Below are 13,507 nucleotides of genomic sequence, written 5' to 3' on the forward strand. Positions count from 1 at the left end.
TTGTCATGTTACTTGAAATTTCCATTAAAAATTTTGCCATTATTGAGGAAATTTCCCTTCATTTTGAGCAGGGAATGACCGTTCTTACAGGAGAGACTGGGGCTGGGAAATCCATTATTATTGATGCCATGAATATGATGTTGGGTAGCAGGGCGACCACAGACGTCATTCGACATGGGATGCAAAAGGCTGAGATTGAGGGCTTGTTTTCGATTGAGCAAAATCTGCACCTGCGTGAACTCTTGGAATCGCAAGGTCTAGAAGTGTCGGACGAGTTGATTATTCGCCGTGAGATTTTGCAAAATGGTCGCAGTATTAGTCGTATCAATGGTCAGCTGGTGAATTTGTCAGTGTTAAAAGCTGTCGGTCAGCATTTAGTCGATATTCATGGACAACATGATCAGGAAGAGCTGATGAGACCGCAACACCATATCGCCATGTTGGACGAATTTGGTGATGATACCTTTTTCCAGCTAAAAGCAGACTACAAGGCAGCCTTTGATGCCTATAAAACCCTGCGCAAGCAAGTCTTGACCATTCAGAAAAATCAGGAGGAAAATAAGGCGCGTATCGAGATGCTTGAGTACCAAATGGCTGAGATTGAAGCGGCAGATTTGAAAGCCGGTGAGGACAAGGAGCTGCATCAAGAGCGGGAGCGCCTGCTCAATCACAAGCAGATTGCTGATACCTTGGCCAATGCCTATGCTATGCTGGACAATGAAGACTTTTCTAGTCTAGGAAATGTCCGCTCTGCCATGCATGATTTGGAATCGATTGAAGAATTTGATCCCAGCTACAAGGAATTGGCTTCTAGCCTTTCTGATACCTACTATGTTTTAGAAGATGTGACCAAGCGTCTTGAGGGAATTATTGACGGGCTTGATTTTGACGGCAATCGTCTGTTAGTGGTAGAAAGTCGACTGGACTTGATTTATAGTATCACCCGCAAATATGGTGGCGCGGTCGATGATGTCTTGGATTATCTTGACCAAATCACCAAGGAATATCACCTCTTGACAGGAACAGATATTTCGTCTGACAATCTTGAAGTAGAACTCAAAAATCGCGAAAAAGACTTGGTGCGCTTGGCAGGTGAATTATCAAATGCTCGGCATCAGTTGGCAGACGGTTTGGAGCAAGAAATTAAGCAAGAATTAAAAGACCTGTACATGGAAAAGGCGGATTTTCAGGTCCGCTTTAGCAGGGCCAAGTTTGGTCGTGAAGGCAATGAACAGGTAGAATTTTATATTTCAACCAATCCTGGAGAAGATTTCAAGCCTCTTGTCAAGGTAGCAAGTGGGGGAGAATTATCCCGCCTGATGCTTGCGATTAAGTCTGCCTTTTCTCGTAAGGAAGGCAAGACCAGTATCGTCTTTGACGAGGTGGATACTGGAGTCTCTGGTCGTGTGGCGCAAGCCATAGCTCAAAAGATTTACAAGATTGGCTCTAACGGTCAGGTCTTAGCGATTTCTCATCTACCACAGGTGATTGCAGCTGCAGATTACCAGTTCTTCATTGAGAAAGTGAGCGATGATTACTCTACTGTTTCTCGTGTTCGTCTGTTGACAACTGAGGAGCGGATTGAGGAAGTCGCGAAGATGTTGGCTGGTGAGAATGTAACGCAAGCTGCTCTGACTCAAGCAAGGGAATTGCTCAAGAAAGGATAAGAAATAGATGTCGCGTTATTTTGTCATCGGAGATGTCCATGGAAAAGCTGGAATGCTAGACAGCCTCCTCAAGCATTGGAAGGAAGAGGAGCAGCTCATCTTTTTAGGAGATTTGATTGACCGTGGAGAAAATGGACGAGCTGTTTTGGAGCGGGTCAAGGACTTGGTCGAGCAAAAAAAAGCTATTTGCTTATCTGGTAATCACGAATACATGTTTCTTGTCTGGCTAGACAATCCAGAAAATCGATATGACCATTACAGACGAAATGGTGGCGATACAACGATTAACTCGATTTTGGGGCGTCCCTTGGATGCTCCTGTAGACGGGATTTGTGATGCCAAGCGTGTGATAGAAGAAGCAGGCGACTTGGTTGCCTTTATCCGTCAAATGCCCTTTCATGTGGAGACCGAGCACCTGATTTTTGTCCATGCGGGTCTTGATTTGACTTTGGACAAGTGGCAGGATACGACCGATTATCAAAAGGTCTGGTTGCGGGCACCTTTTCACGAGGCAGAAAATAAGACTGGCAAAGGCATTGTCTTTGGGCACACGCCAACGACTTATCTGACAGGCGAGTCTATGGAAAGCTCGAAACTATGGCAGACAGCTGACGGTAAAATCGGAATGGATGGCGGGGCTGTTTATGGTGGTGTTCTGCACGGCATTCTCTTTGAAAATGGGGAGATTGTAGCCCATTACGCTATTTGCAATGACGGCTTTGTTGCCAGTGATGATTAAAAATGTTCCACTAGGGAGTATGGTTTGTACCGAATCAATTCCCTTGTTTGTCCGCCTAACTGTATCAGTTGATTTCAAGTAGTCAAAAAGAAAAATCGCCACGAAATAATAAGCCTTTCAGATCTCTCTATACCTACAAATGAATAATCTGAGGCATTTTCGCCACCTACTTTTAAGAATTTTAATCAAAGAAGGGAGAGAATACTAACATTCAAAAGAGCTTAAAATCGCATCAAAGTCCCTAATTTTTAGCTTTTTAGTATGATTTTGGATGATTTTTACTTAGTTTTATCTAAAATAATCCATAATATTTCTACTAACATTGTATTTGAGTGAGGTATTTTATACAAAAAATGGGAACAACGGAATTGATTCGTACCTGCTGTCATTAGCCCAAAAGAGAAAAATTTGATATAATAAGAGGAATAGATACGAAAGAATAGGAAGAGATATGAGTACGATAAAAATTGTGACCGATTCAAGTACAACGATTGAACCCTCACTCGTTGAAGAGCTAGGCATTACAGTAGTTCCCCTATCCGTTATGGTGGATGGCGTCGTCTATTCTGATAGTGACCTTGCAGAAGGACAGTTCTTGCAATTGATGCGGGATAGTAAAAACCTACCCAAAACAAGCCAACCTCCGGTAGGATTATTTGCCGAAACCTTTACCAATCTAGCCGCAGATGGTAGTCAGATTATCACCATTCTGTTATCGCACGCCTTGTCAGGGACAGTTGAAGCAGCTCGTCAAGGGGCGACTCTATCAGGAGTGGATGTGACCGTTATTGACTCTGGTTTTACCGATCAAGCAGCGAAATTCCAAGTGGTTACTGCGGCTCGCCTTGCTCAAGCTGGCGCAAGTAAGGAAGAGATTTTGGCCACGGTTGAAGAAGTGCATCAAAAAACAGAGCTCTACATTGGGATTTCAACCCTGGAAAATTTGGTCAAGGGTGGTCGGATTGGTCGTGTGACAGGCTTGTTGAGTTCTCTTCTCAATATTCGTGTGATTATGGAAATGACAGACCACCAACTGCATCCGATAACGAAAGGGCGCGGAACTAAGACCTTTAAAAAATGGTTGGATGAATTTGCTACAGGTTTGGTAGATAAAAAGGTGGCAGAAATTGGTATTTCCTATGCAGGGGCACCTGATTTTGCTCAGGAAATGAAGGCCGTCTTACAGCCCTTTGTGGCAGAAGACATCTCTGTCTTGGAAACAGGCTCCATTATTCAAACGCATACAGGAGAAGATGCCTGGGCCGTTCTAGTACGCTATGAATAGTCGAATCGTTTTACATCATTTAGTAGTGTTTTTTCTCAGCTTGCTGGGATTTCTCTTTTTATTTCAATGGTTGATTCCAGCGGCCGCACCCCGTCTTGAGCAGGGGAGAACTGCAAGTGGGGAGACAAGGGCATTTTACTATGTGGCTTTGGGGGATTCCTTGACGCAAGGGGTAGGAGATAAGACCGGCCAAGGAGGCTTTGTTCCGCTACTTGCTCAGAATCTCGTCAATGACTATGGTTATCAGGTGACCTATGATAACTATGGGGTGTCAGGCAATACTAGCCAGCAGGTGTTAAAACGGATGGATGAAGCAGAGATTGTGAATAGTCTAAAAAAAGCTGACATGATGACCTTGACGGTTGGGGGCAATGATCTTCGCCATGCCATTTTAGACAATATTACCAACCTTGAAATTTCAGTTTTTGACAAGCCAGCGCAGGAATATAGCGAACGCTTACTTAAGATTATTGATAAGGCTCGGACTGATAATCCAAATCTACCGATTTATGTGATTGGGATTTACAATCCCTTTTATCTAAACTTTCCTGAGTTAACAGAGATGCAGACGATTGTGGATGATTGGAATCAAGTCACAGTCTCTACAGTTGATCAGTTAGACGGAGTGTACTTTGTTCCTATCAATGAGTTGCTCTATAAGGGGTTGGATGGGGAAAAAGGCATCAGTCAGGCTTATAGCATGCCTAGTCGTGTTGCCAACAATTTATTGGCAGAAGAAGATAGCTTTCATCCCAATAACACAGGCTATGAGATTATGAACAAAGCAGTTATGGAGGCCATTCGTGAAACAAAAGAGCACTGGAAACATCAATAAATGGAAATGGGCCTTTTTAGGTTTGGTAGCTGCCCTACTAGCGCTTACGTTAGTAGTAGTGGCACGTATCTCCTCTATTCGAGAGAACACAACTGTTCTGACCGCTTCAGCCAATTCATCGAATGATGAAAAACTAGGAACTTTTACGACCAGTACAGAACAGTTAAATACCATGCTTGAGACCTATTTAAAAGACTACCAAACGGAGACGTTTTCTTATAAGATAAGGGCAACGAATCAATTTCTCTTATTTGAGGGGACTTATAACATCTGGGGATTGGATATTCCCTTGTATGTCTACTTTCAGCCCAACAAACTTAATGACGGCAGTATCTTGTTGACAGTATCTGAAATCTCTGCGGGGACCTTATCGCTTCCTAAGGAAGAGATTCTATCGTATATTAAGAAACAGTCGCAGTTACCAGCTTTCGTGAAGATTGATCCTTCCAAGGCTAGCGTGACGGTTCAACTGACTGAAATCGAAAATACTCAAAAAATCTATGTCAAGGCCAATACGATTGATTTATATAATCATCAGCTCATTTTTGATATTTACAGAAAAAGCTTATAAATCGTGCTAAAAGCTTGACCAAATGGATAAAATTCGGTACTATATTAAGGTGAGTAATAACTCAGAAAATTAATTGGAGGATTTAGCAAAATGGCTAATAAACAAGATTTAATTGCAAAAGTTGCAGAAGCGACTTCGTTGACTAAGAAAGACTCAGCAGCAGCAGTTGACGCTGTATTTGCAGCAGTAGCTGACTACCTTGCAGCTGGTGAAAAAGTTCAATTGATCGGTTTTGGTAACTTTGAAGTTCGTGAGCGTGCAGCACGTAAAGGTCGCAACCCACAAACTGGTAAAGAAATCACAATCGCAGCTTCTAAAGTTCCAGCATTCAAAGCTGGTAAAGCTCTTAAAGACGCTGTAAAATAATAGCGACTGAAAAAGCCCTATAGTATCAAGCTTTCTAGCTTATGCAATAGGCTTTTTTGTGTCTGAGGGCAAAAGCAAGAAACATACAGCTAAAAAGCACTCGTTCATCATGAACGAGTGCTCTTTTTTTACTTGTTAGTATCATCTTCTGCAGCTGCTTTTTGCAACAGTAGGTTATAGTTGTCCTCATCTTCTTGGTTGTCACGGACAACTTTTGAAACGGTGAAGGATGAGGAAATCAAGCCAACAGATCCCATAAGGTAGTAGCCTTTGACCATAAGAGGTTCTTTTAGGGTATACAAGCCGATTAGAATCAAGGCTACGAAGAAGGCAAATGAAGCCCAAGCCATGAGGGTAAAGGCAGGTGTATTACGATAGATTTTCTTTTTCACTTTGTTCATTTTAGGGTTCTCCTTTAATTTTTTACTAGTATATCATGATTTTATCTGAAAAGCAATGACTATTCTATACCTCATTGTGACAGCGGATAAAGTCGGAACCTTGGCAAAGGTGTGCTATAATAGAAAAAATGGAAAGGAGTTTGGTATGATTAGACCAGCAACTGTAGCAGATATTCCAGCTTTGAATGATTTATTACAAGAAATTTTGAGCGTTCATCATGAGGTGCGACCTGACTTGTTTAAGGCGAGGGGACAAAAGTTTTCCGATCTGGAATTGGAAGAATTGCTCCATAATCCCAGCAAGCCAATTTTTGTCTATGAATTAGAGGGGCAGGTAGTCGGTCACTTGTTCTGCCAATTAGTAGAAGAGGAACATGCTGTCTTACAGAGGGTAAAGACTTTGTTCATCGATGACCTATGCGTCAAACAAGCCGTCAGAGAGCAGGCGATAGGGCAGCAACTATATGAGTACGCTCTTAGCTTTGCGAGAGAACAAGGCTGCTATAATGTCACATTAGATGTTTGGAGTAGTAATGAAGGTGCAGTTGCATTTTATCACCGTTTAGGTATGAGGGAACAGAAAGTACGAATGGAGAGGATTTTAGAGTAGGCAGCTCAATAAGATACAGAGTCTGTAAAAAAATAGGAGCTTGCTGCCATATTCGACGACCACAAGTTTTACACAGAGTTTAGGATGTATTCATTTCCTTAAGCTACAAATCCTATAAAAACTGACAAAGGTGCTTCTGATGAAAGTTGTCTTTCAACTTCTAGCCCTACCTTTTCATGTTTAAGATCAGCACCGAAAGTTACAAATTTTTGTGTTGTCAATCGACCGTCTATCCCTATAAAGAAAAGCCGTGCTATAGGCTACGGCTTTTCTGTCTCCTGTCGAATGGATGCGAGAATGGATTGGGCGGTTTCTAAATTGGTGTGGGGGGCTTGGTGGAGGAGGAGGGCGACTTGGTCAATTTCGTGTTCAAGGGCTCCTGCTAACATGGCGAGGGATTTGGCATGGAGTTTCATGTGTCCTTGTTGGATGCCCGCAGTGACAAGGGCACGGAGGGCAGCAAAGTTTTGGCAAAGACCAACAGCTGCGGTAATGGTCGCCAGTGTTCTTGCTTTTGGTTGTCCCAGTATATCGAAAGCTGCTTGGACTTTGGGATTGAGGCCGATTGAACCGCCAACTGTTGCAATCGGAAGGGGAAGGGTTAGTTGTCCGACGAGGTCCTGCTGGTCTATTTCCCAAGTGGATAGACCGCGGTAGCTTCCGTCCCTACTTGCATAGGCATGGGCTCCTGCTTCAATGGCTCGCCAGTCGTTTCCAGTAGCTAAAACCAGCGCATCAATTCCGTTAAAAATCCCCTTGTTATGGGTCGCTGCTCGGTAGGGGTCTACTTGTGCGAGTTGACTGGCTTTTGCAATGTTTTGTGCGGTCTTTAGGGCGACTTGAGGTTCTACGTGCAGTTGCTGAATGGGAATGCGGCAGTTAGCCGTCACAAGAGATTCTGTTGCATAGTTTGATAGGATAGCCATGAGAGCCTTGCCTTGAGTTAGTTCAGCGAGTTCGTCTTTAATGGCTTCTAGCATATTGTTGAGAATATTAGCCCCCATGGCTTCTTGGACATCAACATGGAGATAGGCAATGAGGAAATCCTCTTTTTGCTCAACCGTCAGTTGACGCGCCCCTCCTCCTCGTTTGACAATCGAGGGGTGGGCCTTATTCGCCTGAGCAAGGAGTTTGTCGTGTTGCGCAAGTATGGTGGCTTGGGCTTCACCCATATCTGGAACATCGTAGAGGGCTACTTGCCCAATCATGAGGCGCTCTGAAATATGGCTGGTAAAGCCACCTGCCTTGGCAATGATTTTGGCACCGAGGGAACAGGCTGCGACAACAGAAGGTTCCTCCGTTACCATGGGAATGCTGTATTCAACAGTATCAATGACCAGCTGAGGGACGAGGGAGAAGGGCAGAGCAAAGGTTCCAAGGTGATTTTCAGCCATGTTCCCAGCAATTGCCTCTGGGATGTTTTGGTCAGTCAAGAGAATGTCCTTGCTTTGTGTGGAAAGCTGGCGACTTTCAGCAGTAATGGCGATCCGTTCTTCTCTTGTTTTTTTATAAAATCCTGAAAAAAGAGACATGTTAACTCCTTATAAAAAAGCACCTCTTGGTCCTGCCAAGAGGTGGCCGTTTCCTCTAATTCTTACGATACCTGCGTTGGTGTTGTTCAATAGCTTGAAGGGCAAATGGGCAGTCATCTGCGGGCAAGTCACGAGCGTTACCTGCTCCATCCAGCTTGATTTCTTCAAAGAAGATGGCTTCGTATTCGGCAACGCTGAGATGTTTGCGTTCTTTTAGCTGGTCTAGTCGATTTTCTACCAGTTGTTGGTAGTAGCCTTCAACCAGTGTTCCGCTGAAGATTTCACACACAGCCCCGCTACCATAGCTATAAAAGAGGATAGAATCCCCAGCTTTCAGGGTTTTGCTATTTTCCAAGAGTGAAAGCAGGGACAAAAAAATCGATCCTGTATAAATGTTTCCGACTACTTGATTGTAGACAATTGCCTCATGGAAGCGTTCAGTCAGGCGACTCAAGGTTGTCTCATCGTTTTGGCAGATAGCTTGCAGGCCTTTAAGACCTTGTTTTGAAAAAGGAATGTGCAAGCACATGGCAGAAAAATCTGCTAAATTCTTACCTGTTTGTTTGACATAATAATCAAAGGTAGTGGTCAAGCAATCCGTATATTGTTCTGTTGAGAATTTGCCGTCCACTCGCGGATATTTGTCGTAATTTGGACGCCAGAAATCCATGATGTCACGGGTTTGGCAGACATTGTCATTGTTGAGAATCATGATACTAGGGTCTGCTGTGACGAGCATGGCAACAGCGCCTGCTCCCTGAGTCGGTTCTCCTCCTGAAGCAATGCCGTACTTGGCAATATCGCTTGCGATGACGAGAACTTTTGAGTGTGGGAACTGGGCGATGTGACTTTTAGCTAGGCTTAGCCCAGCAGTTGCCCCATAGCAGGCCTCTTTGATTTCGATGGAACGAGCAAAGGGTTGGATTCCCAAGAGCTGATGAATAAAGACAGCAGCAGCCTTGCTCTGATCAATGCTGGATTCGGTTCCGACAATCACCATGTCAATGGTCGCCTTGTCCTCTTCGGATAAGATCGCTGCGGCAGCTTGAGCTCCTAAGGTTACAATATCTTGAGTAACTGGAGCTACTGCCATTTCACTCTGCAGCAATCCGATTTTAAATTTATTAGGATCGATTTGTCGCGCAAGTGCTAAGTCAGCTAGGTCTAGGACATAGCTAGGTGCTGCAAAACCGATTTTATCAATACCAATATTCATAGTTTATCCTTTTTGTGCAGTTGAGATTACCAGGGCAATCCCTTGTCCCCCTCCGATACAGAGAGAACAAAGTCCCAAGTAATCTCCACGTTTTTGTAATTCGTGGATTAAGCTAACGAGAATGCGACTACCACTGGCTCCGATTGGATGACCAAGGGCAATAGCTCCTCCGTTGACATTTACTTTCTCAGGATCAATTCCTAGTTCTTGAATGACAGGAATGGATTGCGCAGCAAAGGCTTCGTTGAGTTCAAATAAGTCAATGTCAGCGATGGTTTTATTTATTTTAGCGAGTGCCTTTTGGCTGGCTGAAATGGGACCAAGGCCCATGTAATCAGGATCTAATCCGCTGGTCGCATAACTTTCAATATAGGCGAGAGGCTCCAGACCAAGCTCATGGGCTTTCGTATCAGACATCAAGACCAGCATGGCACAGCCGTCGTTGATACCAGAAGCATTTGCAGCCGTTACCGTTCCGTCTTTTTTGAAAGAGGGGCGTAAGGTAGCCAATTTTTCAAGAGGGCTAAGACGCGGGTATTCATCAGCCTGAAAGAGGATGTCCCCTTTTCGCGTTTGAAGCTGAACCGGTACAATTTCGTCTGTAAAGCGTCCTGCTTCAATAGCAGCAGCTGCCTTTTCTTGACTGCCTAGAGCAAAGAGATCCTGTGCTTCACGGCTGATTCCATATCTTTCAGCAACATTTTCAGCTGTTATTCCCATGTGTTCGTGGCTAAAGGCGTCAGTTAGTCCATCTGTTAAGAGAGCATCTTCTAATTGCAGGTGTCCGAGCTTCCTTCCAAAGCGACTGTGCTTAGAAAGGTAGGGTGCTTGGCTCATGATTTCAATGCCACCTGCCACAACGGTGTCATGGTCCCCAAGCAAGATTGATTGTGCTGCTAGCAGGACTGATTTGAGCCCAGACCCGCAGACCTTATTGACCGTGTAAGCGGAAACCGTCTCTGAAAGACCGGCTTTCAGAGCGATTTGTCGGGCAATATTTTGCCCGTGACCACTACTCAAGACATTGCCAATAATGACTTCATCAATGTGTTCAAAGGGGATATGTGCATTCCTTAGGGTAGATTGTAGCACCTGTGCTCCTAAATCTGCAATAGAGATATCCTTTAAACTGCCTCCAAAACGACCGATAGCAGAACGGTAGGCAGCTACGATTGCGACTTTTTTCATGCGAACTCCTATAAGTAGATAGCTTTTTCATCTCCTATCCAGACGGTGAGGCAGAGCCAATTCAGTCGTCTAAGTGGAAAGGAACGAATCTCTAGCCGTGAATCTGTCACATTCAGCTCTACCATTATACCATTTTTTAAGCTAAATAATAGAGATAAATCTCGGTCTTAGGGCCGATTTTCAAGTGGGCAAAATTGTAAGCGCAAACAGATTTGGATAGGGCTAGCTTTTTTCTTGCTTTTTGTGTAGAATAGAAGGGTAAAGAGGGAAACCTCGAAAATAAAAGGAGAAACAAACAATGGTAAAATTAGTGTTTGCTCGCCACGGTGAGTCTGAATGGAATAAAGCCAACCTTTTTACAGGTTGGGCAGATGTTGACTTGTCTGAAAAAGGGACACAACAAGCAATTGATGCTGGTAAGCTAATCAAAGAAGCTGGTATTGAATTTGACCAAGCCTACACTTCAGTCTTGAAACGTGCGATTAAAACAACCAACCTTGCGCTTGAAGCAGCAGACCAATTGTGGGTTCCAGTTGAAAAATCTTGGCGTTTGAACGAGCGACATTACGGTGGTTTGACTGGTAAAAATAAAGCAGAAGCAGCTGAGCAATTCGGTGATGAGCAAGTACACATCTGGCGTCGTTCTTACGATGTATTGCCTCCAGCAATGGCAAAAGACGATGAGTATTCAGCACACACTGACCGTCGCTATGCCTTGCTTGATGATTCAGTTGTTCCAGATGCTGAAAACTTGAAAGTAACGCTTGAGCGTGCCCTTCCATTCTGGGAAGATAAGATTGCGCCAGCGCTTAAATCAGGTCAAAACGTGTTTGTTGGAGCACACGGAAACTCAATCCGTGCTCTTGTAAAACATATCAAAGGCTTGTCAGACGATGAAATCATGGACGTGGAAATTCCAAACTTCCCACCACTTGTCTTTGAATTTGACGAAACCTTAAACGTAGTGGCAGAATACTACCTTGGAAAATAAGAAGGTGAAAACCTTCGGGATAAGCGTTTAGAGATTCTCTCTAGGCGCTTTTCTGATATATGAACTTTAATGTTTAGTAGCATACAATTGTCGATCGTGAATGCCCTGCATCAAGTACCTTGAGTGATTTTACATTTTTCATAGGAGAAAAAAGGGATAATTGTGGTATAATACAAGTAATACACAGTTAGAAAAGGAGAGAGCAATGGCTAGTAAGAAAATGTTGCACGCTTGTTTGCGTGTTGAGAACTTAGAAGCATCTCAGGAATTTTATGAAAGGGCTTTTGGTTTTAAGGAAAGACGTCGTAAGGATTATCCAGAGCACAAGTTTACCTTGGTGTATCTAGCGCTTCCTGGAGATGACTTTGAGATTGAATTGACCTATAACTATGATCACGGACCCTATGTAGTTGGAGATGGTTTTTCACATTTGGCGCTTTCTTCGGATGATTTAGAAGGAGATAATGCTAAGCATAAGGCACTAGGTTATCCAACGACTGATTTATCAGGTTTACCAGGAAGTCCAGGACGTTATTACTTTGTGACAGATCCAGACGGTTACCGAGTGGAAGTTATTCGCGCGGATTAGAAAGTATAGGCAAGAATCGAATAGAATGGATGAGACTTGCCTTTTTTTGTCGAAAAATGCATGATTGAGAAAAGAAAAGTATGAGGTGAAAATGAAGAAGGGGATTGTTCTCGTTGTCGTTAATGTAGTCCTAATAGGACTTGCTATTATTTTAGGAGTCAAGGCATTTGCCTATTTTCAAAATCAAAAGGTCACGGACTTTATTGCTGAAACGCAGAGCCGATTATTTGATCAGCAAGCTCAGGTCATCCAAACAGGAAATATTGGTTCGACTCATGTTGAAGCAGGGATTCCTAAGGATGAAAATGGGCAAGAAAATGCTGTTTTTAAAGAGAAAATAGAAGCTTACATTGGGGAGAGGGTTGGCACTGAAAAACCGAGTGGCAAAACCAAGGAACTCTTTTTTGTGTCACTTAAGGATGGTGTAACCAACTTTTCGGGTGTTCATGCCAAGCAAATTCAGTCAGAACGCTATCAAGTAAAGACTTTTTCGGTGTCTTCTGGCGAAAAAGAAACAGGAGCTACCTTGTTAGTCACGCAAGATGGGCAACCTTTTACACTTGAAACGTTTGTGGCAGATAGTGGTGCTTTGAAAGCAGCTTTTAGTACACAGTTGAAGGCTGATTTGGCGGCTAAGCAAGTGGCAGAAGCAGATATTGAAAAAATTGTCAGTCAATTTGAAGCGAGCAATCTAACAAACTATCCTTTTTCCTACAAGGAGAGCCAGTTGAGCCTGGATGTTCCAGAAAAAGAATTTCAGCTTAAGCATATTGCAATTCCAATCGCTTCGATTTTTGGGATTGTAAAGGCGGAATATTTAGCGAGTGGCGATCAAGAAGCTTATGCGGCCTATCAGGCAGAAGAAGAGGCTAAGAAGCATCAAAAGCGGATTGCGTTGACCTTTGATGATGGGCCAAGTGCTGTGACGACACCGCAGGTATTGGATATTCTAAAGAAGTACAATGTCAAGGCGACCTTCTTTGTCCTCGGTCAAAATATTGCAGGCAATGAAGAGATTCTCAAACGGATTGTTGCTGAAGGTCATGAAGTGGCGAGCCATACCTGGGATCATGCCAACCTTGTCACCTTATCAGGCGATCAAGTCAAGCAAGAGATGGATCAGACTCAAGAGGCGATTCAAAAAGTGACAGGACAAGCTCCGACCATGATGCGACCACCGTATGGTTCAGTCAATCAGTCTGTCATGTCTATCATGCAGTTGCCAGTAATCTACTGGTCTGTCGATTCCAAAGACTGGCAGAGTCGCAATCCTGTGGCTATCCTAGGTGAGGTGAAGGCCTACACCTATCCAGGTAGTATCATCTTGATGCACGATATTCACCAACCGACGGTTGACTCTTTGACCTCGGTCCTTAACTATCTCGTGGGACAAGGTTATCAACCAGTGACAGTAAGCGAGTTGCTTGGAAAGAATCTCAATCCACAATTGATTTACTATGATCAGCAGTCAGCTAGACCTGCGCAATAAAAAGGACCTCCCTTCAAGGGAGGTTTTC

At 43.7% G+C, this 13,507-nt stretch carries 14 protein-coding genes; 10 read left to right on the forward strand and 4 right to left on the reverse strand.

The features are described from left to right. Nucleotides 1-5 precede the first annotated feature (5 nt). The 6 genes from recN (at nucleotide 6) to E4T82_RS00510 (ending at nucleotide 5,463) form a co-directional block, all read left to right on the forward strand. The gene (gene recN, locus E4T82_RS00485; protein ID WP_135180958.1) at nucleotides 6-1,667 is read left to right on the forward strand and encodes a DNA repair protein RecN; all 1,662 of its coding nucleotides are present in this window, start codon (nucleotides 6-8) and stop codon (nucleotides 1,665-1,667) included. 7 nt (nucleotides 1,668-1,674) lie between these two features. Beyond that, on the forward strand, nucleotides 1,675-2,406 hold the full coding sequence (locus E4T82_RS00490) for a metallophosphoesterase (protein ID WP_135180959.1): 732 nt from the start codon (nucleotides 1,675-1,677) through the stop codon (nucleotides 2,404-2,406). A gap of 451 nt (nucleotides 2,407-2,857) precedes the next feature. Beyond that, entirely contained in the window at nucleotides 2,858-3,691 is an 834-nt protein-coding gene (locus E4T82_RS00495) for a DegV family protein (RefSeq protein WP_135180960.1), read from the forward strand. Then, complete coding sequence (locus tag E4T82_RS00500) at nucleotides 3,684-4,526, forward strand: SGNH/GDSL hydrolase family protein (protein ID WP_135180961.1); 843 nt, start codon at nucleotides 3,684-3,686, stop codon at nucleotides 4,524-4,526. Before E4T82_RS00495 ends, E4T82_RS00500 begins: the two co-directional genes overlap by 8 nt. After that, nucleotides 4,495-5,097: a YpmS family protein gene (locus E4T82_RS00505; protein ID WP_135180962.1), complete on the forward strand. Its 603-nt coding sequence runs from the start codon at nucleotides 4,495-4,497 to the stop codon at nucleotides 5,095-5,097. Before E4T82_RS00500 ends, E4T82_RS00505 begins: the two co-directional genes overlap by 32 nt. Before the next feature lie 90 nt (nucleotides 5,098-5,187). After that, nucleotides 5,188-5,463: an HU family DNA-binding protein gene (locus E4T82_RS00510; protein ID WP_067086181.1), complete on the forward strand. Its 276-nt coding sequence runs from the start codon at nucleotides 5,188-5,190 to the stop codon at nucleotides 5,461-5,463. Between the two features lie 128 nt (nucleotides 5,464-5,591). Here the strand turns inward: E4T82_RS00510 and E4T82_RS00515 are convergent, their stop codons facing one another. Further along, the gene (locus tag E4T82_RS00515) at nucleotides 5,592-5,864 is read right to left on the reverse strand and encodes a YiaA/YiaB family inner membrane protein (RefSeq protein WP_075104507.1); all 273 of its coding nucleotides are present in this window, start codon (nucleotides 5,862-5,864) and stop codon (nucleotides 5,592-5,594) included. Nucleotides 5,865-6,009: 145 nt separating this feature from the next. Between E4T82_RS00515 and E4T82_RS00520 the strand changes: the two genes are divergently transcribed. Next, nucleotides 6,010-6,474: a GNAT family N-acetyltransferase gene (locus E4T82_RS00520; protein WP_135180963.1), complete on the forward strand. Its 465-nt coding sequence runs from the start codon at nucleotides 6,010-6,012 to the stop codon at nucleotides 6,472-6,474. A 260-nt stretch (nucleotides 6,475-6,734) separates the two neighbouring features. On the opposite strand, the gene E4T82_RS00525 is transcribed toward E4T82_RS00520, so the two are convergent. Genes E4T82_RS00525 through E4T82_RS00535 form a run of 3 tightly spaced genes read right to left on the reverse strand, consistent with a single transcriptional unit; the run spans nucleotide 6,735 to nucleotide 10,410 of the window. Next, nucleotides 6,735-8,006 carry a hydroxymethylglutaryl-CoA reductase, degradative gene (locus tag E4T82_RS00525; RefSeq protein WP_135180964.1) on the reverse strand — a complete coding sequence of 424 codons (1,272 nt, stop codon included), beginning with the start codon at nucleotides 8,004-8,006 and terminating at the stop codon, nucleotides 6,735-6,737. Between the two features lie 55 nt (nucleotides 8,007-8,061). Next, nucleotides 8,062-9,222: a hydroxymethylglutaryl-CoA synthase gene (locus E4T82_RS00530; protein ID WP_135180965.1), complete on the reverse strand. Its 1,161-nt coding sequence runs from the start codon at nucleotides 9,220-9,222 to the stop codon at nucleotides 8,062-8,064. A gap of 3 nt (nucleotides 9,223-9,225) precedes the next feature. Next, nucleotides 9,226-10,410 (reverse strand): acetyl-CoA C-acetyltransferase, encoded by a 1,185-nt coding sequence (locus tag E4T82_RS00535; protein ID WP_135180966.1) that lies wholly within the window; start codon nucleotides 10,408-10,410, stop codon nucleotides 9,226-9,228. Nucleotides 10,411-10,708: 298 nt separating this feature from the next. Here E4T82_RS00535 and E4T82_RS00540 point away from each other — a divergent pair, with 298 nt between their 5' ends. The 3 genes from E4T82_RS00540 to E4T82_RS00550 all read left to right on the forward strand — a co-directional run bounded on the left by E4T82_RS00540 (nucleotide 10,709) and on the right by E4T82_RS00550 (nucleotide 13,479). Further along, nucleotides 10,709-11,401, forward strand: a complete 693-nt coding sequence (locus tag E4T82_RS00540; protein ID WP_135180967.1) for a phosphoglycerate mutase — start codon at nucleotides 10,709-10,711, stop codon at nucleotides 11,399-11,401. 205 nt (nucleotides 11,402-11,606) lie between these two features. Continuing rightward, nucleotides 11,607-11,990: a lactoylglutathione lyase gene (gene gloA, locus E4T82_RS00545; protein WP_135180968.1), complete on the forward strand. Its 384-nt coding sequence runs from the start codon at nucleotides 11,607-11,609 to the stop codon at nucleotides 11,988-11,990. Between the two features lie 91 nt (nucleotides 11,991-12,081). Further along, a complete protein-coding gene (locus tag E4T82_RS00550) occupies nucleotides 12,082-13,479 on the forward strand; it encodes a polysaccharide deacetylase family protein (protein ID WP_135180969.1) in 1,398 nt (465 codons plus the stop codon). Nucleotides 13,480-13,507 lie beyond the last annotated feature (28 nt).

Origin of the sequence: Streptococcus cuniculi, from assembly GCF_004570575.1 — a bacterium.
Lineage (GTDB): Bacteria > Bacillota > Bacilli > Lactobacillales > Streptococcaceae > Streptococcus > Streptococcus cuniculi_A.